At 61.4% G+C, this 19,625-nt stretch carries 19 protein-coding genes; 9 read left to right on the plus strand and 10 right to left on the minus strand.

The features are described from left to right. Nucleotides 1-41 precede the first annotated feature (41 nt). Both aceK and KUV41_RS04155 read right to left on the minus strand, forming a co-directional pair. A complete protein-coding gene (gene aceK, locus KUV41_RS04150) occupies nt 42-1,784 on the minus strand; it encodes a bifunctional isocitrate dehydrogenase kinase/phosphatase (RefSeq protein ID WP_206941627.1) in 1,743 nt (580 codons plus the stop codon). A 166-nt stretch (nt 1,785-1,950) separates the two neighbouring features. Continuing rightward, nucleotides 1,951-3,429 carry a TrkH family potassium uptake protein gene (locus KUV41_RS04155; protein WP_206941629.1) on the minus strand — a complete coding sequence of 493 codons (1,479 nt, stop codon included), beginning with the start codon at nt 3,427-3,429 and terminating at the stop codon, nt 1,951-1,953. A 161-nt stretch (nt 3,430-3,590) separates the two neighbouring features. Between KUV41_RS04155 and KUV41_RS04160 the strand changes: the two genes are divergently transcribed. From KUV41_RS04160 to KUV41_RS04170, 3 genes are all read left to right on the plus strand, one after another. Beyond that, nucleotides 3,591-4,361: a pseudouridine synthase gene (locus tag KUV41_RS04160; RefSeq protein ID WP_206941631.1), complete on the plus strand. Its 771-nt coding sequence runs from the start codon at nt 3,591-3,593 to the stop codon at nt 4,359-4,361. Then, nucleotides 4,358-5,161 (plus strand): tRNA cyclic N6-threonylcarbamoyladenosine(37) synthase TcdA, encoded by an 804-nt coding sequence (gene tcdA, locus KUV41_RS04165; RefSeq protein WP_206941632.1) that lies wholly within the window; start codon nt 4,358-4,360, stop codon nt 5,159-5,161. The genes KUV41_RS04160 and tcdA overlap by 4 nt, the downstream gene beginning before the upstream one ends. Nucleotides 5,162-5,271: 110 nt before the next feature. Beyond that, nucleotides 5,272-5,502 (plus strand): DUF1653 domain-containing protein, encoded by a 231-nt coding sequence (locus KUV41_RS04170; RefSeq protein WP_206941634.1) that lies wholly within the window; start codon nt 5,272-5,274, stop codon nt 5,500-5,502. 60 nt (nt 5,503-5,562) lie between these two features. On the opposite strand, the gene KUV41_RS04175 is transcribed toward KUV41_RS04170, so the two are convergent. The 6 genes from KUV41_RS04175 to lptF form a co-directional block, all read right to left on the minus strand. Next, entirely contained in the window at nt 5,563-6,312 is a 750-nt protein-coding gene (locus tag KUV41_RS04175) for an SDR family NAD(P)-dependent oxidoreductase (RefSeq protein WP_206941636.1), read from the minus strand. A 650-nt stretch (nt 6,313-6,962) separates the two neighbouring features. After that, a complete protein-coding gene (gene bfr / locus KUV41_RS04180; RefSeq protein WP_206941638.1) occupies nt 6,963-7,448 on the minus strand; it encodes a bacterioferritin in 486 nt (161 codons plus the stop codon). Between the two features lie 351 nt (nt 7,449-7,799). After that, the gene (locus KUV41_RS04185) at nt 7,800-8,006 is read right to left on the minus strand and encodes a bacterioferritin-associated ferredoxin (RefSeq protein WP_206941640.1); all 207 of its coding nucleotides are present in this window, start codon (nt 8,004-8,006) and stop codon (nt 7,800-7,802) included. 298 nt (nt 8,007-8,304) lie between these two features. Then, a complete protein-coding gene (locus KUV41_RS04190; RefSeq protein WP_206941642.1) occupies nt 8,305-8,778 on the minus strand; it encodes an RDD family protein in 474 nt (157 codons plus the stop codon). Between the two features lie 92 nt (nt 8,779-8,870). Next, entirely contained in the window at nt 8,871-9,935 is a 1,065-nt protein-coding gene (gene lptG, locus KUV41_RS04195) for an LPS export ABC transporter permease LptG (RefSeq protein ID WP_206941644.1), read from the minus strand. Next, complete coding sequence (gene lptF / locus KUV41_RS04200; RefSeq protein ID WP_206941647.1) at nt 9,932-11,014, minus strand: LPS export ABC transporter permease LptF; 1,083 nt, start codon at nt 11,012-11,014, stop codon at nt 9,932-9,934. The genes lptG and lptF overlap by 4 nt, the downstream gene beginning before the upstream one ends. Nucleotides 11,015-11,219: 205 nt before the next feature. Between lptF and KUV41_RS04205 the strand changes: the two genes are divergently transcribed. From KUV41_RS04205 to KUV41_RS04230, 6 genes are all read left to right on the plus strand, one after another. Then, nucleotides 11,220-12,734: a leucyl aminopeptidase gene (locus tag KUV41_RS04205; protein WP_206941649.1), complete on the plus strand. Its 1,515-nt coding sequence runs from the start codon at nt 11,220-11,222 to the stop codon at nt 12,732-12,734. Between the two features lie 236 nt (nt 12,735-12,970). Next, nucleotides 12,971-14,065 carry a branched-chain amino acid aminotransferase gene (locus KUV41_RS04210; RefSeq protein WP_206941651.1) on the plus strand — a complete coding sequence of 365 codons (1,095 nt, stop codon included), beginning with the start codon at nt 12,971-12,973 and terminating at the stop codon, nt 14,063-14,065. Nucleotides 14,066-14,152: 87 nt separating this feature from the next. Then, nucleotides 14,153-14,614 (plus strand): DNA polymerase III subunit chi, encoded by a 462-nt coding sequence (locus tag KUV41_RS04215; RefSeq protein WP_206941653.1) that lies wholly within the window; start codon nt 14,153-14,155, stop codon nt 14,612-14,614. A gap of 219 nt (nt 14,615-14,833) precedes the next feature. Next, complete coding sequence (locus tag KUV41_RS04220) at nt 14,834-15,124, plus strand: nucleotidyltransferase family protein (protein ID WP_222484440.1); 291 nt, start codon at nt 14,834-14,836, stop codon at nt 15,122-15,124. After that, the gene (locus KUV41_RS04225; RefSeq protein WP_222484443.1) at nt 15,117-15,485 is read left to right on the plus strand and encodes a DUF86 domain-containing protein; all 369 of its coding nucleotides are present in this window, start codon (nt 15,117-15,119) and stop codon (nt 15,483-15,485) included. The genes KUV41_RS04220 and KUV41_RS04225 overlap by 8 nt, the downstream gene beginning before the upstream one ends. Before the next feature lie 238 nt (nt 15,486-15,723). Next, nucleotides 15,724-18,570 (plus strand): valine--tRNA ligase, encoded by a 2,847-nt coding sequence (locus KUV41_RS04230; protein WP_222484452.1) that lies wholly within the window; start codon nt 15,724-15,726, stop codon nt 18,568-18,570. 73 nt (nt 18,571-18,643) lie between these two features. Here the strand turns inward: KUV41_RS04230 and KUV41_RS04235 are convergent, their stop codons facing one another. Then, nucleotides 18,644-18,898, minus strand: a complete 255-nt coding sequence (locus tag KUV41_RS04235; RefSeq protein WP_206941664.1) for a helix-hairpin-helix domain-containing protein — start codon at nt 18,896-18,898, stop codon at nt 18,644-18,646. Nucleotides 18,899-19,017: 119 nt separating this feature from the next. Continuing rightward, nucleotides 19,018-19,494, minus strand: a complete 477-nt coding sequence (locus KUV41_RS04240) for an META domain-containing protein (RefSeq protein WP_242520761.1) — start codon at nt 19,492-19,494, stop codon at nt 19,018-19,020. Between the last annotated feature and the right edge of the window lie 131 nt (nt 19,495-19,625).

Raw genomic sequence — 19,625 nt, forward strand, 5'->3', positions numbered from 1 at the left:
TCCGTGACAGATTGCAGTGATCTTCGCGCCGCCGTTCGCGATCAGTAGGTCAAGCCCCCGGGGTCCGAGGCGAAGCGCTGCTTGTTGCGATAGGGATAGACATCGATCACGTGTCCATCGGTGATCGCACGCTGCAGGCTTTTCCAGTAATCGGCGTCGAACAACTCCGGGTGCAGCTCGTAGAACAGCTTGCGCAAGTGAACGTTGGCGAACAGGAAGGGCCCGAATTCCTCGGGGAAAATATCATTGGGGCCAACCGAGTACCAGGGTTCGTCAGCCAGCTCCTGCTCGGGGTACAAGGGCTCTGGAATATGCCGGAAGTTGCACTCGGTGAGGTAGCTCACCTCATCGTAGTCATAGAAGATGACCCGACCATGCCGGGTGACGCCGAAGTTCTTGAGCAGCATATCGCCTGGAAAGATGTTGGCCGCCGCCATCTGCTTGATGGCATTGCCGTAATCTTTCAGTACCGCGCGGGTTTCCGCCTCATCACACTGTTCCAGATAGAGATTGAGCGGGGTCATCATGCGCTCGGTGTAACAGTGCTTGATGATGACCTTGTCATCCTTGAGATACACCGTGGAGGGTGCCACTTCCAGCAAGTGTTCCAGGCACTCCGGGTCAAAGTGATCCTTGCGCGACACCAGATAGGAAAATTCCTGGGTATCGGCCATGCGCCCTACCCGATCATGGCGTTTGACCAGCCCATACTTGTCGCGCACGTTGTCCCGACTCATCGCCTTGGACGGATCGAAGCGGTCCTTGATGATCTTGAACACGGTGCGATGGGACGGCAGCACGAACACCGCCATGACCATGCCACGCACCCCTGGCGCGATGATGAACTTGTCCTCGCGGCGAGCAATCTGCTGATTCAGCGCGCGGAAGAACTCCGTCTTGCCATGCTTGAAGAAGCCAATCGCAGCGTACAGTTCACTGATGGGCTTGTCCGGCATCAGCATGTGCAAATAGGCGACGAACTCTCTGGGTACCGTCGCATCGACCTGAAAATAGACGCGGGTGAAGGAAAAGATGATCGAGACCTCGTCGGGCTCGATCAACACCGTGTCCAGATGCAGCCCCTTGCCCTCTTCATGCAACACGGGCAACACCAGCGGCACCTGCTGATCTCCGCGATGCAGGCGTCCAACCAGGTACGCCCCCTTGTTGCGGTAGAACACGCTCTTGAGCAGTTCGATCTCGACTCCGTGGCCGTCACGCAACCCCTCGGGCAGGTGATCGACCAGGAAATCCCGGGCCAGATGCCCGCAATGATCGAGGTCGATAAACGGAAGTCCCAGCTGCGCGCCCTCCAACGCCTGGTGGATGGCCTGCGCCCAGTTGCCGTCGACGGCGATGCGTCGACACAGATCGATGCCGGAGTGATGACTGGCGGCGTCCCGGGAGGAATTCACGAACATCCAGTCGTCGCGAATATGACGATGATGGAAGATCGAGCAGAACTGGGAATTGAAGTAGGTTTCCGCCAGCTCGTAGTCGAGGCGCTGGCTGATCAGCTCGATGTAGTGCCCCTTGGCTTCTCGCCAGCACTCGCAGTGGCTCAGGGTATCTTCATCAAAGGTCCGCCTCAGACGCTCCAGGGTCTCGTCGACCTTGGCCTGATACAGGTTGATCCGCTCGGCGGAGGCTTGCTGCGCCTCGCGCCAGGCAGCGTCGCAAAAGCGCCGATTGGCGTCCAGGGTGATCTGCTTGAAGCGCGAACGGTACTCATCGAAGCCATGCAGGATGGTGGCAGCGATGCGATAGGCAGGGGACAGTTTCATCTCGGCACTCCCGGCGGACGTCGACTCAGAATGACGGTCCCCGCCGGTCTCGGCGAGACGACCAATGTCGACTGTCATGTTGCCCCGCAACATGACCAGCGCCAACCCCACTGTCCTAACCAGCACATTGATGACGTCAACGCTTGGCGCGGGCGTCCCACATCGCCTATTTGCGCCAGAACATCGGAGTCAACAACACCAGCACCGTCAGAATTTCCAGGCGCCCCATCAGCATGCCCACACATAACAGCCACTTGGCCGCATCGGGCAGGGTCGAGAAATTTCCGGCAGGGCCAATGATGTCGCCAAGCCCCGGCCCCACATTGGTGACCGCCGTGGCTGCCCCGGTCAGCGCCGTCACCAGGTCCAGCCCCAAAAGGCCCAGCGCCAGTGCCAGACCGGCAATGGTCAGGAAGAAGAAGAACGAGAAGGCGACGACGCCTCGACTGATCTCGTCCGATAGCGGGACGCCGTTATAGCGCGATACGAACACGCCATGGGTATGGATCAGAAAACGCAGCTGGCTCAGCAACATCTTGATAGCCACCTGAAAGCGGAAGATCTTCATGCCACCGCTGGTAGACCCACTGCAGCCGCCCACGAAGGTCAGATAGAAGAACGCCATCGCCGCAAAGGGGCCCCACTGACTGTAGTCATCGCTGGCATAGCCCGTGGTGGTCACCACTGACACCACATTGAAAGCAGTGTGCGTCAGCGCCATGAATCCCGGCTCGCCACGCCATACCCGGTAGAGGGTGAGCGCCACAATGACGACCACTAACAGCCACAGCAGACCGCGTACCTGCTCGTCACGCCACAGCGCCAACGGTGCGCCTCTCAGGCAGCGGATATACAGCACGAACGGCAAGGCGCCGAGCAGCATGAACAGCGTAGCCAGCCACAATAGATGAGGCTGATCGGCATAGGCCCCGAAAGAAGCATCCGAGTTGGCAAAACCGCCGGTCGACGCTGAGGTCATGGCATGGACCACCGCGTCCAGTGGGGTCATGCCACCGATGGCATAGGCCAGCGTTGCCGCCAGGGTACCGAAGACGTAGATGCCAAGGGTGGCCTTGGCGATTCCGCCGGTACGCGGCATCACCTTGTCCGACCAGTCAGACGACTCCGTCTGGAACAGGCGCATCCCGCCGACCTTGAGGAAAGGAAGGATAGCGATACCCATGACGATGATGCCGATGCCCCCGAGCCACTGCATCAGGCCACGCCATAGCTTGAGGCCATCGGATAGCCCATCGATATCCGTGAGGATGGTCGAGCCGGTGGTCGTGATCGCGGACACCGACTCGAATACCGCATTGGTCAGCGTCAGGTGGGGCGCCCCCAGCACCAGTGGAAGGCTGGCGAAGCCACTGATACTGAGCCAGCTCAGGGTGGTCAGCACGAACATCTGCCGGGTCTTGAGCTCCACCGGGATGCGCCAGGTCAACCACCAGCACACCAGCACCGTTGCCAGTACCGTCAACAGCGAGCGGGCGAAGGCGGGAGCATCACTGTCGCCCTCCCATAGCAGTACCCCCCATGGCAGCAGCATGAACAGCGCCAACACCAGCCACAGCACCGACAGCACCTTGAGCACAGGTGCCCAATCCAGCCACCAGCGCAGCATCCCAGTCCCTCGGGCCATAGTGGTTCTCTCACTGATTGTCGGCGCTCATCATAGACCAACGGCGCACCCGGAAAAGCCCCTTCTGCTCACACCCTGATGTGATCACGGATGACAGAACGGCACGACATGGCGACAATAGCGCGCCTTGAGTTCGCATTCACGCCATAGGTACCCCCACGATGTCTCTGCCCCTGCCCATTCTTTACCAGGACAACGACCTTGTGGCGGTGCACAAGCCTTCAGGGCTGCTGGTTCATCGCAGCCCCCTGGCCCGAGGAGAAACCGAGTTCCTGCTGCAACGGCTGCGCGATCAGCTGGGGCAACGGGTCTACCCGGTGCACCGACTCGACAGACCGACCTCAGGAGTGATGGTGTTTGCCCTGTCACCTGAGATGGCCGCGCCGTTGAGCCAAGCCTTCAGCGAGCGCCACGTCGACAAGCGTTATCTGGCAGTGGTGAGGGGCATCGGGCCCGATCATGAGCGCATTGATCGAGCGCTGCGGGAAGAAGATGGAACACGCCCCAAGGCCGACATGCCGGCCATGCCCGCCATCACCGAGGTGCGACGGCTCGACAGCGTGGAGCTGCCGGTGCGAATCGATCGCTACCCCCAGGCCCGCTATTCACTGATGGAAGCCACACCAATGAGCGGCCGACGCCACCAGATCCGCCGACACCTCTCTGGCATCGGCTACCCCATCATTGGCGACGCCAAGCACGGCAAGGGCAACCATAACCGCTTCTTTCGTGACCAACTGGACTGCGATCGCCTGCTGCTGGCCGCCGTGAGCCTGGCATTCGAGCACCCCCGTGAACGCCACCGGCTTCACCTCTGCTGCCCACTGGATGACACCATGACTCGTCTGTTCGATCGCTTTGGCTGGCGCGCTCACCTTCCTCGGCCCGGCGCTGACCTGACGCCGCCAACGACCCACCGAGATCCCCCATGAGTAACGATATATCCCACCAGGACAACGACTACGACTTGCGCTTCGGGGGCATCCGCCGCCTGTATGGAGCGACCGCCGTCCAACGCCTCGCCCACGCCCACGTGGTGGTGGTCGGAGTGGGAGGCGTCGGCAGCTGGGCGGTGGAGGCGCTGGCGCGAAGTGGTATCGGCAAGTTGACCTTGATCGACCTCGATGACGTCTGCGTGTCCAACATCAATCGTCAACTGCACGCACTGGACGGCACCATCGGTCGTCCCAAGGTGGAGGTACTGGCCGAGCGCTGCCGAGCCATTCACCCCGGTATCGAGGTAGTGACCGATGTGGCCTTCGCCACGCCCACCAATCTCGCCGAGCGCATTCCTGCCGATGCCGATCACCTGATCGACGCCATCGACAGCGTGGTGGCTAAGGCCGCGTTGATCGCATGGTGCAAGCGCCGCAAGCTGCCCCTGACGGTGACCGGCGCCGCCGGTGGCCAGACCGACCCTACGCGAATCAAGGTCGCCGACCTGACCCGCACGGAACACGACCCGCTGCTGGCCAAGGTTCGCTCACGCTTGCGCCGAGACCATGGGTTCTCGCGCAACCCCAAGCGACGCTTCAGCGTCGAGTGCGTCTACTCCGACGAACAGCTGGTCTATCCCGGACAGGACGGCGAGGTCTGTCACACCAAACCTGGTGCCGGTGAGGCCACTCGACTGGATTGTGAAGGCGGTTTCGGCGCCGCCACCTTTGTCACCGGCAGCTTCGGCTTTGTCGCCGCTTCCCGTGCGCTGGCCAGACTCACCCGGGTCAACTGAGCAAGCGCCTTGCCACACCGCTAGACACCTTACGGGCCAGCCACGCCACGGGCCTCACGAAAAAGCCCAGCCCGAAGGGAGTCCGGCGTCCATCATGTCAGGAGACGACCATGACACCCCTTTCCCATCCTCCGGTACCCGGCATCTATCGCCACTACAAGGGCGCGCTTTACGAGGTCTGCGGCGTCGCCCAGCACAGCGAGAACGAGGAGGCGCTGGTGGTCTACCGCGCGCTGTATGGCGACTACGGCCTGTGGGTACGTCCGCTGGAGATGTTCTGCGAAACCGTCCAGGTCGACGGGGAGAACCGACCGCGATTTGCCCTCGAGAAGGCATTTTGAACGGCGGCAAGGCGTTTTTTAACGCCGTATCACCAAGCGCAGGCACTTTTCGTGCAAGCCCTAGGCGGTAAAGCCGCCATCGACGGTATATTGCGATCCCGTCACAAAGGCGGCCTCATCGGAAAGCAGGAACGCCACGACATTGGCCACTTCCTCCGACGTTCCGATACGCCCGATGGGATGCAGCGCAGCGAGCGAGTGATATTCTTCACGGCTCAACGCATCAAGCAGCGGCGTGTCGATGTAGCCGGGATGCACGGAGTTGATGCGAACGCCCTGGGCGGAATACTGAAGTGCTGCACTTTTGGTCAACCCCGATACCGCATGCTTTGCCGCGGCATACGGCACATAGTTAGGCGTACCCAAGAGGCCCAGGACGGACGCTGTATTCACAATGGCCCCACCGCCACCCGCAACAATGGCGGGAATCTGGAATTTCAGGCCATAGAAAACCGCATCAAGGTTGATATCGATGAGCTGCTTGTACGCCTCGATATCGACGTCGTGCAATGGCCCTTGCGGGCCGATGATGCCGGCATTGTTGAACGCTAGCTGCAAAGCCCCGAATTCTTCGACGGCAAACGCCACCGCGGCCTCATTCACGGCGGGTAACGTGAAGTCTCCGCCGAATGCGACCGCCTTGCCACCCGCTGCAGCAATCTCGTCCACTACCGCCAGAGCAGCTTGCTCGTGCAGATCTGCGACGATCACCGCCGCGCCTTCGGCGGCTAACTTGACGGCTGTCGCCTTCCCGATCCCGGAGGCCGCGCCAGTGAGCAGTGCTGTCTTTCCCTCGAACCGAATCGACATGAGTCTTCTCCCTTCTGCACGGGACATGCGTGCGTACGCAGCAGGCGTACATCGCACAGCCTCGTAGCCTCTCAGTGCTCGGGTTGCTGCGCATGAAGCAGATTAGCAGACGGCCAGCCGCGCGCTGGCCTCAAGGTATCGCTCAGGCAGGCCGATAACCGGCTTGATCATGGCCAAACGCTGGACGCGGCTCGCCGCATGGGCCCTCGCGAAGTGGCAACGCGCTTCACCGCCACCATGGCGACCTCCCGATAGAGCACAGTTATCTCCATCAGGCGCACGTGTGCGGCAGTGCCTTCGAAGAGTAGGACTGCGAGTTCCCGCGTCCACTGGCTCACCAGAAAAGGCCGATCCCAGTGCGCGCCAAGCGTGACCTAGGTGCTACGCCCTGGGCCCTGGACTCACCGCTATGTGGGTGACGTGCCCTAGTCCTGATCAAGGGTCTTCTGATCAGCCTGATCGAGGGGTAGCTCCTGCTCCCATTTCCGGGTCGACGTCACAAGCGAAAGGGGAGGCCAGTGGCCTCCCCTTTTTTGACATTCTGGATTTAGACATTCTGCGCTTAGACATCCAATGCCTGGCCATCCAACGTTTGGACATCCAACGCCTGGACATCCAGCACCGCATCAGGCGCTGGACAATGTCACAGGTTACTCTTCGCCGCCGGCTTCCTGCATTTGCTTGTGCAAGTAGTTCTGCAGGCCGACCTTGTCGATCAGGCCAAGCTCGGTCTCGATGATGTCGATGTGCTCTTCCTCGTCGTCGAGGATCTTCTGGAACAGATCACGGCTGACGTAGTCCCTCACCTGCTCGCAGTAGGTGATGGCTTCGATCAGATCATTGCGACCCGTGTGCTCTGCCGCCAGGTCAGCCTCGAGCATTTCGCGAGTGTCTTCGCCAATGTGCAGCTTGCCCAGGTCCTGCAGGTTGGGAATCCCTTCGAGGAACAGAATGCGCTCGATCAGGGTGTCAGCGTGGCGCATTTCCTCGATGGACTCGTCGTACTCCCACTTCGCCAGGCGCGCCAGGCCCCAGTCCTTGTACATCTTGGCGTGGAGAAAGTACTGGTTGATGGCCACCAGCTCGTTGCCCAGCACGGTGTTCAAATGCTGAATGACCTTGGGATCGCCTTTCATGGGAAGCTCCTCATTGCTTGTCGGTGGTGACCGACCATGCGTTGCCAGTCGACTTGCTATCAATGAACGAGGCTCTACTACCGCCTCGTTTGCGTATCGTTATTGGACTGCCATCCGCCGGGGGCCTTGCCTCCCGCCTCAAGCATCACCAACACACTGGCACGGCAAAAGTAGCCCTACCAGCTCCTGTTAAGAAGCAGTATAGGCCACGAATGAGAAAATTCAATCAAATCAATAACTTGATAAAAAGAACTACAACGATATTGATTGCCAATTCAGGCGATAGAGACCCTCGACAAGACTGCTGGCGGCTGCCGTAACCGTCTCAGGATCAACCGCTTACACCGCCGCTTACACCGCATAGGCGAGCGATTCCAGCTCGACGCTCGTCGCTTCCTGGATGGCATCACGAGTAATTTGTTTACCTACACAGGCACACTTGCCGCACTGAGTGCCACAACCGGTCTCGCGTTGCACCTGGCGCCAGCTGCGCGCACCGTCGTCTACGCTCTGACGAATCTGGCGGTCACTAACCCCTTTGCACAGGCATACGTACATTGCCATCTCTCCTGAATCACTATAGGCAATGTAAATGATTCCCATAGCGGTACGCAACCTTTTCGAGATTTATTCGTATTCGCTTTCGCTAAAGATATGAATTTCCATGATTCCGCTCAACTTCTGACGCCGCCGTTCAGGCAAGACGTCAGCGTGCGAGGCCCATAACGGACGTAAAAAGAAGAAAGGCCAGACAGGAGAAAGCAGGTGAAGGACTCACCAGGAAGAGGATGGGGCGTGCACAAGGCAGGCCTGGACCACGAACGCTGCGACGCCCGCGCGAGCCATCACGCGTCCATCAAGACCGTTTAGGCAGCACCACGACTTGGGTACCGGAGGCCAGGTCCGCCCAGCTGCGTCGCTCGCCGTCAAACACTACCCAGAGGTGCCCAAGCCCCAAAGGCAGAAAGGACACCGCCCCTACCGCAAATCGCACCATGGTCTGACGCAAGCTGATAGGCGCCCCGTCAAGCGTCTGTACCCGCAAGCGCCACGCCTGCATGCCCAGAGTCATGCCGCCGCGGCGCCAGAAGAAAGCGAAGAAGGCAAACGCTGCGGCCACCAGCAGCAACCTGAGACTGAACACTTGCCACACACCAGCGCCGACCTCTGCCGGTGCCAGTCCCAGTACCTTGCGCACCACCAGCACGTGCAGCGTGGTAATGGCGATCCAGATGGCGAGCAGCAAAAAACCGTCGTAAAGCATGGCACCGAGGCGGCGCCCGAGCCCCGCCGGCCAGACATCATCAAGATCGGTAAAGCGTCGATTCATGGCAATTGCTCGACCACATCAGCGCACGCCGGCAGAGTGCCCGCGCGCATAGCCTAACCACAGACACCGGCCCTGCCGGTATCCCCCACCCATCAACCGGATCGTCTCAGCAGGTGCAGGCCCAGCAGGGCGCACACCAATGTAGGTGCAAGCACCGCCCAGGCAGGAGAGAAACCGAACACGGTAGACGCAGGCGCCAGCAGGTCCTGCAGGTACTTGAACACCAGTCCGGTAATCACGCCGTAGAACACCCGTGTGCCAGCGGCTACTGTCCGCAATGGACCAAACACAAAGGACGCTGCCACCAGGACCAGCGACGCCATGGTCAAGGGCATCAGCATCTTCTGCCAGAAGTACAAAAGCGGCTGGGTAGCATCCAGGCCCTGGTCATCCAGGTAACTGGCATACGCCCACAGCTCACTGGGCGCCTGGGTTTCCACATCCCGCAGCAGCCGCGAAAGCTGGGTCGGCGACAGACTGGTTTCCCAACGCTGGTCCGGCACCTTGATGACCTCGGTGCGATCATCATTGAAGCGAGTGACTTCTACCTGTTGCAGCTGCCAGTGCTGCCCCTGCCAGACCGCTCGATGGGCCGTCGTCACCGACTCCAGGCGATGGCCATCAAACTCATAGCGAGTCAGATCCAGCACGGTATCGTCGGCGCGTATGGCACCAAATCGATAGAAATCGTCGCCTTCGCGCTGCCAGCCGCCACGCTCGGTGACCACGGCGCCCTCGCCTTGCATCTGCTGTACCTTCCAGGCGTGGGCAAACTGCTCCGTGCGTGGGCTGACGAACTCGGCCACCGTCAATACGATCACCACCACCAAAATGATGGGCTTCATGACGCCCCAGACGATCCGCGCCAACGAACGGCCCGCTGCGCGCATGACGGTCAGCTCGTTGTTGGAGGCCATGCTGCCAAGTCCGATCAACGCACCAATCAGTACGCCTACCGGCGCATATTGGTAGAAGCGCCAGGGCAGCCTCAAACAAAGAAACAGGAACACTTCGAAGGCACCATAGCCTCCCTCGATGTCTCCCAGATCGTCGATGTAGGTGATGATGAGGTCGAGACCCAGCAACACCACCTGTACCACCAGAATGGCACCCAGCACATTGCGGGCGATGTAGCCGTCCAGCCGATCGAGAATCATCCGCTCATTCCCTTGCGTTGGGCGTTGAATGCCAGGCCCAGGCCAAGCAACAGAAAGCCTGCGTGAATTGGCCACATGCCGATGATGGCCGGCAGCGTCCCACCACCGATGGCATCCATGGCGGCCAGCAGCATGCTGAGATAGGCCACATAGAGAAAGATCGCCGGCAACAGCTTGGCGAAGCGCCCCTGACGTGGATTGACCCGCGACAGGGGTTGGGCAAGTAACGTCAGCACAAACACCATCAACGGCGCCCCCAGGCGCCACTGCAGCTGCGCCTTGGCTTCCGGGGTGGGGTCCGCGAGCAGCGCTGGGGTAGTGGCAAACTCGGCCGAGTCCGTTTCGACGGCCTCGACCGCCCGGGCCAGGCGGACGGCATAGGTGCCGAACTCCAGCCGCTCGGCATCGGCACGCCCTGCTTCCGCGCTGTAGCGCTCACCATCTTCCAGCACCAGATAGCGGCTACCGGTATCCGGGTCCACCGTCTGGTATCCCTGGGTCGCCCGGGTCACCACGCTTTCGGGAGACCCGTCGCTGCGTTTCTGGCGCTCGCTGATAAACACCTCCTGCATGCGCTCGCCGTCTGCCGAGACGTCGCTGGCATAGGCAATGCGGCCACTGCCGAACTCCTGGAAGCGTCCGGGCGCCAGCGCCGAGAAATCAAGCTTGCTGCGCTGCTCTTCCAGTACCAGCTCGTTGTGCAGCGCACCGGCCGGCGTCAACCACAGACTGAACATCCCCACCAGCACCGCCACCAGAGTGGCCGGGACCAGGCTGACCGTCAGCAGCCGATTGGGACTGGTGCCGCAGGCCACCAGTACCGTGATTTCGCTGTTCAAGTAGAGCTGGCCATAGGCCAACAGGATGCCCAGGAAAAATGCCAGTGGAAGAATCAGCTCAAGAAAGCCGGGCATGTGGTAGAGCATCAGAGAGCCAAGAATGCTCGCGGGTATCTCGCCCTCAGCCGCATTGGCAAAGTAACGGATGAAACGGCTACCCATGATGACCAGCAACAGCACGCCAGCCACTGCCGACATGGTCAGCAGGATTTCACGGGTAAGATAACGAAAAATGATCAATGCACACTCCTGGCCATGGGCATTCCCAGCTGTCTTCCTTGCTCCAGTGTAACCCCGGGGCGAGTCGCCTTGCCTGAGGCGTTGCCTGATCCCGCCAACGCTAACGGCGGCCATGCAATCCACAGGGTGCTTGGGTACACTGGGTGGACTCGGCATCGTGCCGGCATTATCCAGAATCCCCCTACGCTTGTCTTGTGGAGTCAGCATGGAATTCCCTGTAAAGACGGCCAATCCGGTCAAGATCGAGACTGCCTGCCTGGTTATCCCGGTGTTCAAGGACGGCCAGCTCACCCCTGCCGCAGCCAAGCTCGATGACGCCAGCGAGCGCCTGATTGGACAGCTGATCGAGCGCGGCGACTTCAACGCCAAGCTGGGCAACGTTCAGCTGGTGCCCTTCGCACCGGGTCTGTCTGCCGACCGCCTGCTGCTGGTCGGCTTCGGCGATCGCGCAAAATGTCAGGAAGGCGCCTTCTGCAAGGCCGTCGATGCCGCCTTCGCGGCGCTGTCCCAGCTCACCATCGATGAAGTCTCGGTCGCTCTCACCGATGTGCCGGTCGATGACCGCGACGTCGACTGGAAGGCCCACAAGATTGCCGAAAGCGCACTCCGTGCCAGCTACCGCTTCACCGACTTCAAGAAGGACGCCGGTCCTGCCCCGAGCCTCAAGAGCGTGTCGATTCTGCTCAGCGAGGGCGATGACCGCGCCTCTGCCGAAGAAGGCGCTCGTCAAGGCGCCGCCGTCGGCACCGGCATCAACCTGGCGCGTCAACTCGGCAACCTGCCCGGCAATGTGTGTACGCCGCGCTATCTGGCCAGCGAGGCCGAGCGCCTGGCGGCAGAGTCCGCGGGTGCCCTGTCCACCGAGATCCTCGATGAAGAGGCATTGGAAGCGCTTGGCGCTCACTCGCTGTTGTCGGTTGGCCATGGCAGCGACGAACCCTCACGGTTGATCGTAATGCGTTACCAGGGGGCTGACGACGAGAACGAAGCCCCCCACGTCCTGGTCGGCAAGGGCATCACTTTCGACACTGGTGGTATCTCGTTGAAGCCTGGCGCGGGCATGGACGAGATGAAGTTCGACATGTGCGGTGCCGCAAGCGTGTTCGGCACCGTGGCCTCCGTGCTGGCCATCAAGCCCAGGATCAACCTGGTGGCCATCGTCGCAGCGGCAGAAAACATGCCCAGCGGACGCGCGACCAAGCCCGGCGATATCATCAAGACGCTGAAGGGCCTGTCGGTGGAGGTGCTCAACACCGACGCCGAAGGCCGCCTGGTCCTGTGCGACGCCCTGACCTATGCCGAGCGCTTTGAACCCGCCAGTGTCGTCGATATTGCCACCCTGACAGGCGCCGCCATCATCGCCCTGGGTCATCACGCCACCGGCCTGATGTCCAACGATGACGATCTGGCCCTGGACCTGCTCGATGCCGGCGAGACCGCCTGGGATCGCGCCTGGCACCTGCCGCTGTGGGACGAGTACCAGGAGCAGCTGGACTCCAACTTCGCCGACCTCGCCAACATTGGCGGGCGTCCGGCGGGGACCATCACCGCCGGCTGCTTCCTGTCACGCTTTGCCACCGACTTCCCCTGGGCACACCTGGACATCGCCGGCACCGCCTGGAACAGCGGCGCCGCCAAGGGTGCCACCGGTCGTCCGGTAGGCCTGTTGACCCGCTACCTGCTCGACCGCGAGTCAGAGGTCGTCGCCAGCGACGACTGAAACAGCGTCTGTCAGGCCAGGCGGTCTGCACTGACAACCCAGCAGCGCCAGCCCCACGACAGTGATGCTGCGTTGTGACCATGACCAGGCTTCCCCGACAGGGGGAGCCTGTGTCATTCTGGCTCTATCGGCAGGAGCGCATTCTGCCCGCCCCATCCTGGTCGAGCCCCTGACTCGACCCCGATCCGCTGTCGCCGCTTGCCATTGCGGCGCGATACGATTCTGGAGAACGACCCGTGTCCATCCAAGGCTTCTCGCTCGAGCCCAACGCCAACGCTACCGATGCGAGCATCCGCAACACTATTCTCGAGAACCCGGGCTTCGGTCGTCACTTTACCGACCACATGGCTCACATCCGTTGGACCGAAGACGCCGGCTTCCACGGTCATCAGGTACGCCCTTACGGCCCGCTATCGCTGGATCCGGCGGCATCCGTGCTGCATTACGCCCAGGAAATCTTCGAGGGCATGAAGGCCTACCGCCATGCCGATGGCAGCGTCTGGACCTTCCGCCCCGAGAAAAATGCCGCACGCTTCCGTGCCAGCGCTCGTCGCCTGGCCTTGCCGGAACTCTCCGACGAGGACTTTATCGGAGCCATCAAGGCGCTGGTTGCCCAGGACGTCGAGTGGGTACCGACGCCGGCAAGCGAGGCTGAAGAGTCCAGCCTTTATCTGCGTCCCTTCATGATTGCCTCCGAGGCCTTCCTGGGTGTGCGTCCCTCCAAGGAAGTGGATTTCTACGTTATCGCTGCACCGGCCTCCGCCTACTTCAAGGGCGGCATCAAGCCGGTGTCCATCTGGCTGTCCTCCAACTACAACCGTGCGGCCCCCGGCGGCACCGGTTCTGCCAAGTGCGGCGGCAACTACGCGGCATCACTGCTGGCTCAAAAAGAAGCCTTCGACCACGGCTGCGACCAGGTTGCCTTCCTCGACGCCGTCGAGAACACCTGGGTCGAGGAACTCGGTGGCATGAACCTGTTCTTTGTCACCCGTGATGGGCGCCTGGTCACGCCCCGCCTGACGGGCACCATTCTCGAGGGCGTCACCCGAGACTCCATGCTGCAGCTGGCCCGTGACGAAGGCCTGACCCCGGAAGAGCGTCCCATCAGCATTGATGAATGGCGCGACGGCGTCGCGTCCGGCGAAATCACCGAGGTGTTCGCCTGCGGTACCGCCGCGGTGATCACGTCCATTGGTCGACTGGTCAGTGAAGACGGCGTCATCGAGCACTCAGGCAGCAATGAAGTGGCCAGTCGTCTGCGCAAACGCCTGCTGGACATCCAGTATGGTCGCGTCGAGGACACCCACGGCTGGTTGACGCGACTGGTCTAGTACCCGCCGTTCCCCCAACCGCCTCAAGCCACTTCAGACAACAGGCCGCCTGCGGGCGGCCTTTGCCGAGTTTTCAGGTCAGATTGCATGACCAAGATCGACTTCTACATCCTTCCCGACACCACGCTGGAGGCGCGTATCGCCTTCGCCTGCCGGCTGACCGAAACCATCGCACGCAAGGGCTACCGTCTTTACCTTTACGCCGAGGACGAAGCCATGGCCCGCGAGCTGGATGAACGTCTGTGGGACTTCCGCCCAGACGCCTTCGTCCCGCACGTCCTTGAAGGCAGCGACGACGCCAGCATCGAAGCGGCCAAGCGTGTGGCAGTGACCATCGGCTGGGAAGGCCCGCCGGCAAGCCTGGACCCGCCTCCCCAGGCAATGCTCAACCTGTCGCCGGAGATTCCCGAGTGGTTCTCCCGCTTCGAGCGGGTGGCAGAAATCATCAACCAGCATCAGGACGTGCTGACGGCCAAGCGCGAGTGCTGGAAGACCTACAAGCAGCGCGGTTATCCCGTCACCCCGCACCAGCTCAAGGGTCAGGGGTAATCGATCAACGCTTGGTTGGCATCTCATCGTCATCCGCGCCGTCAGCGCGGATGACACGGCAGCATATATCTTGTGAGACGACGAGGTTGGTGCTGCCTTGAACGGTGGTGCCCCAAGCCGGATCTACTATGCTAGGAACGAACGTCAGCATCCCTCCCTTGTGTTAGCGACGTCTCATGGCAGCGCCCCTCTGACACGTTGGCGTACTGGAGTCATGTAGTGGACAAGCAATCACTGTTGACACTACTCCGAGAGCATCTACCCACCCTGACTGCCACATTTGGGGTCAAGCATCTTGCCGTGTTTGGCTCGGTAGCGAGGGGGCAAGAGACCTCAAGCAGTGACATAGACGTACTGGTCAGCTTTGACGGCCCTGCTACGTCTCAACGCTACTTTGGCCTTCTCTTCTATCTCGAGGACCTGACCGGAGCACCTGTGGATCTGGTCACCGATACGGCCCTGCGGGACGAGTTGCGCCCTTTCATCGAGAGCGAGGCTGTCCATGTCTAAGGGAGCGCGCCCTCGTGAATGGCGCTTCTACCTTGAGGATATGGCGGCTTTCACACGCAAGGTGCTGAAGTACACCGCTGGCGTGAGCGAAGCGGAGTTCGTCAATGACGAACTTCTGTTTGACGCCACCCTCAGAAACCTGGAATTGATTGGCGAAGCCGCCACTCATGTCCCTCCAGATATCCGTCTGCGCTTTCCTGATATCCCATGGCGCATGGTCATTGCCACGCGCAATCGCCTGATTCATGCCTATCTAGGGATTGATACACACACCGTCTGGAGCATCATCTGCACCGACCTGCCAGCACTCTTGCGCGCTATTGAGGCCATGCAGCGCCACTTGGACGAAAAGAAGCCCTGAATGAACTCCATCTCAAGTGTGCTTACCACCGGTTGCCCCTGACGCCCTGCTTCAGTTCAGGGTATAATCGACGCCATTTTTCGCAGGCCTCGCTCTCGCCAGCGCTCCGTCAGGACGCGTCACGCACGATCTTGTCAGGCGCGCTGACTCGAGCCGAAGGCCAGCCATCGAACGTCCCGCCCACCCTCGCCATGGCAAGGCCATGATGTCGTCAGGGCGCCGCCAGCAAGAGCATTCCATGGAAAAGACCTACCAACCCGAAAGCATCGAAACCCGCTGGTACCAACGCTGGGAAGAAGACGGCCGCTTTACCCCGTCGGGCGAGGGTGACCCCTTCGCCATCATGATTCCGCCGCCCAACGTGACCGGCAGCCTGCACATGGGCCACGCTTTCCAGGACACCATCATGGATACCCTGATCCGCTGGCGGCGGATGCAGGGCCGCAACACCCTGTGGCAGGTGGGTACCGACCATGCAGGCATCGCCACGCAGATGCTGGTAGAGCGCAAGATCGCCGCAGAGGAAGGCAAGACCCGCCATGACCTGGGCCGCGACGCCTTCATCGACAAGGTGTGGGAGTGGAAACACGAATCCGGCGGGCATATCACTCGTCAGCTCCGCCGCATGGGCGCCAGCCTCGACTGGAGCCGCGAGCGCTTCACCATGGACGACGGCTTCTACAAGGCCGTACAGGAAGTCTTCGTGCGCCTCTACGAAGAGGACCTGGTCTACCGTGGCAAGCGCCTGGTCAACTGGGACCCGACCCTGAACACCGCGATCTCGGACCTTGAGGTAGAGAACCGCGACCAGCAGGGCCAGTTCTGGCACTTCCGTTACCCTCTGGCCGATGGCGTCACCACCGATGCGGGCCTTGACCACCTGGTGGTCGCCACCACTCGTCCCGAGACGCTGCTCGGCGATAGCGCCGTCGCCGTCAATCCAAAGGATGAGCGCTACGCCTCGCTGGTCGGCAAGTTTGTCGAACTGCCGCTGGTCGGTCGCCGCATTCCCATCGTCGCCGATGAACATGCCGACATGGACAAGGGCTCTGGCTGCGTCAAGATCACCCCGGCCCACGACTTCAATGACTATGAGGTCGGCAAGCGTGCTGGCCTGCCGCTGATCAACGTCTTCTCCAAGACCGCCCATATTCTCGAGTCTGCCGAAGCCTTTGATATTCAGGGCCGCCCCCTTGGCGATATCGACACCGCGCTGCCCGCGGCCTACGCCGGACTCGACCGCTTCGCCGCACGCAAGGCGGTGGTGGCCGACATGGACGCCCAGGGCCTGCTGGAGAAGACCGAAACCGTCAACAATACCCTGCCCTACGGCGATCGTTCCGGTGACGTGATCGAACCGCTGTTGACCGATCAATGGTTCGTGGCGGTGGAGACCCTGGCCAAGCCCGCCATCGAGGCGGTCGAGAACGGCGACATCCAGTTCGTGCCCAAGAACTACGAGAACATGTACTTCTCGTGGATGCGCGACCTGCAGGACTGGTGCATCTCACGCCAGTTGTGGTGGGGCCACCGCATTCCCGCCTGGTACGACGACGAAGGCAACGTCTATGTAGCGCGCACCGAGGCCGAGGCCCGCGACAAGCATGGCATCGCAAGCGACGTCGCCCTGACCCAGGACGAGGACGTGCTCGACACCTGGTTCAGCTCCGGCTTGTGGACCTTCGGCACCCTGGGCTGGCCCGAACAGACCGACGAGCTCAAGACCTTCCATCCCAGCAGCGTGCTGGTGACCGGCTTCGACATCATCTTCTTCTGGGTCGCGCGGATGATCATGCTGACCCTCAAGTTCACTGACGAAGTGCCGTTCAAGACGGTCTATGTCCATGGTCTGGTGCGTGATGGCCAGGGCCAGAAGATGTCCAAGTCCAAGGGCAATGTGCTCGACCCGATCGACCTGATCGACGGCATCGATCTGGAAGCGCTGGTGGAAAAGCGCACCGGCAACATGATGCAACCGCAGAAGGCCAAGGCCATCGCCAAGGCGACCCGCTCGGAATTCCCCGATGGCATTGAAGCCCATGGCACCGATGCCTTGCGCTACACCTTCCTGTCCCAGGCCACCACCGGTCGTGATATCAAGTTCGACATGGGGCGTCTGGACGGTTATCGCAACTTCTGCAACAAGTTGTGGAACGCCTCACGCTACGTGTTGATGAATACCGAAGGCGAAGACTGTGGCCGCCATGGGGAAGACGTCGAACTGTCCCTGGCCGACCGCTGGATCGAGGCCCGCCTGACCCAGACCATCACCCAGGTGACCCGGGCGATGGAAGAGTTTCGCTTTGACCATGCGTCGCAGGCGCTCTACGACTTCGTCTGGAACGAGTACTGCGACTGGTACGTCGAGCTCTCCAAGCCGGTGCTGTGGGACGAAAGTGCCAGCGAAGCCGCCAAGCGTGGCACTCGCCGCACCCTGGTGCGGGTGCTGGAGTCCATCCTGCGTCTGGCGCATCCGATGATGCCTTACATCTCCGAGGAGATCTGGCAGCGCGTGGCGCCGTTGTCCGGCACTCTCGAGGGCGACAACGACTCGCTGATGGCCAAGGCCTGGCCACTGGCCGACGACGCCCTGATCGACCAGGACGCCATTCGCGATATCGAATGGCTGAAGGGCGTGATCGTGGCGGTACGTAACATTCGCGCCGAGATGAACATCGCCCCAGGCAAACCGCTTGATGCGGTACTGACCAAGGGCAGCGAGGCCGATCGTACACGCTTGTCCGACAACCGTCTGTTCCTGTCGAAGCTGGCCAAGCTCGCGTCCATCGAATGGCTGGAGGACGCAAGCCAAGCCCCGCTGTCCGCCACTCAGCTGGTGGGTGAGATGGAAGTGCTGGTGCCGATGGCCGACCTGATCGACAAGGATGCCGAACTGGCACGTCTGGGCAAGGAGATCGACAAACAAGACAAGCTGATCATGGGCGTCGAGAAGAAACTCGCCAACGAAGGCTTCGTGGCCAAGGCGCCGGCGGCGGTCATCGACAAGGAGCGCGGCAAGCTCGAGGAGTATCAGGCGGCTCGTCGTGTGCTGGTCGAGCAGCGCGAGAAAATCGCCGCGCTTTAACAAGCACCCGCCCATCGGCCTGACATCGACCCCGCCCCTCGCACTGGCGGGGTCGATGTGTTGGGGCCAGCGCTCAGCCGGCAGCCTGGCTGGCCAGCGAGCGTCGTGCCAACTCCACGGCCGACGCCACCGCCGTCCTGGCCTGGGGGCTGTTCTTCCAACAGGTACTGCCAAGCATCGACGCCACCTGTTCAACGATGTCTGGCATCTCGTACTCGGCCAACGCCTCGAAAGAGTCGATGCCGATCTCCTCGAAGCGCTGCACGACGCTGGGTCCTACCCCGCGTAGCTCAAGCAGCGCCGCCCGTTCCTGGTCAGTGAATGCCATGCTGTCTCTCCGTGTGTTGTCGGCTTCCCCGTGGACACCATCAGCATAGTCGTTGCGCACTAGTGGCCGGCTGCCACATGCCACTGACGCACAGGCGCGGCGTCTTGCCCCCTCATGCATCAGCTGGCGTCGCGGAACCCACCCAGCACCAGCGAGTTGGGGCCAAAGAACACCAGGCGGTCATGATCGATCAGATAGCGGTAGGCGTTGTCGAGCATATCGCGAACCTGCTGGGCCCCCTGGGGGTTGGCACAGGCCATGCGGGTAGCCGCCAGCTCGCTGAAGTCGATCCGCTGACTGTCGCCAAAGCGCACGCTACCGGTAAATCGATTGCAGCCGTCACTGCCACTGACGCTGCCGTCACGGGCGACTTCAAAATAGGGCTTGGTGGGCATACTGAGCCGATCACTGGTCCCGACCAGCAGCAGGTTCCAGCGCTTACCGACCACCGGGCTGGATACGCTACCTGGTGCTGCGGTGCCGCCGCCGTCGACAGTGGACGAAGGCTGACTGGAACAGGCTCCCAGGGCCAGGGCGCAAACGCTGAGAGCGGTGATACGACGAAGTCGTGGCAGAACCATTCGTAGCAGAACCATGCTATCTTCCTTGCAGCTTTATCATCAGGATGCCGCCTAATATGCCAGAAAACCGCGCCATCTCGCCCGGTTTTGTCCAAATCTCTTGGGCACTGCGCTATCGGCACGGTGTTCTGTCATGGCCACTCAAG

It is taken from the genome of Halomonas sp. DP8Y7-1 (genome assembly GCF_019801685.1).
In the GTDB taxonomy this organism is placed as follows: domain Bacteria; phylum Pseudomonadota; class Gammaproteobacteria; order Pseudomonadales; family Halomonadaceae; genus Halomonas; species Halomonas litopenaei_A.

Coding starts and splice junctions, on each gene's coding strand:
- KUV41_RS04175 (WP_206941636.1), bottom strand. CDS start 6,312: ATGTCGATTCGGTTCGAGGGAAAGACAGCACTGCTCACTGGCGCGGCC.
- KUV41_RS04205 (WP_206941649.1), top strand. CDS start 11,220: ATGGAATTCCCTGTAAAGACGGCCAATCCGGTCAAGATCGAGACTGCC.
- KUV41_RS04185 (WP_206941640.1), bottom strand. CDS start 8,006: ATGTACGTATGCCTGTGCAAAGGGGTTAGTGACCGCCAGATTCGTCAG.
- KUV41_RS04225 (WP_222484443.1), top strand. CDS start 15,117: ATGTCTAAGGGAGCGCGCCCTCGTGAATGGCGCTTCTACCTTGAGGAT.
- lptG (WP_206941644.1), bottom strand. CDS start 9,935: ATGATTCTCGATCGGCTGGACGGCTACATCGCCCGCAATGTGCTGGGT.
- KUV41_RS04235 (WP_206941664.1), bottom strand. CDS start 18,898: ATGGCATTCACTGACCAGGAACGGGCGGCGCTGCTTGAGCTACGCGGG.
- KUV41_RS04160 (WP_206941631.1), top strand. CDS start 3,591: ATGTCTCTGCCCCTGCCCATTCTTTACCAGGACAACGACCTTGTGGCG.
- aceK (WP_206941627.1), bottom strand. CDS start 1,784: ATGAAACTGTCCCCTGCCTATCGCATCGCTGCCACCATCCTGCATGGC.
- KUV41_RS04240 (WP_242520761.1), bottom strand. CDS start 19,494: ATGGTTCTGCTACGAATGGTTCTGCCACGACTTCGTCGTATCACCGCT.
- KUV41_RS04230 (WP_222484452.1), top strand. CDS start 15,724: ATGGAAAAGACCTACCAACCCGAAAGCATCGAAACCCGCTGGTACCAA.
- tcdA (WP_206941632.1), top strand. CDS start 4,358: ATGAGTAACGATATATCCCACCAGGACAACGACTACGACTTGCGCTTC.
- KUV41_RS04215 (WP_206941653.1), top strand. CDS start 14,153: ATGACCAAGATCGACTTCTACATCCTTCCCGACACCACGCTGGAGGCG.
- bfr (WP_206941638.1), bottom strand. CDS start 7,448: ATGAAAGGCGATCCCAAGGTCATTCAGCATTTGAACACCGTGCTGGGC.
- KUV41_RS04170 (WP_206941634.1), top strand. CDS start 5,272: ATGACACCCCTTTCCCATCCTCCGGTACCCGGCATCTATCGCCACTAC.
- KUV41_RS04190 (WP_206941642.1), bottom strand. CDS start 8,778: ATGAATCGACGCTTTACCGATCTTGATGATGTCTGGCCGGCGGGGCTC.
- KUV41_RS04155 (WP_206941629.1), bottom strand. CDS start 3,429: ATGGCCCGAGGGACTGGGATGCTGCGCTGGTGGCTGGATTGGGCACCT.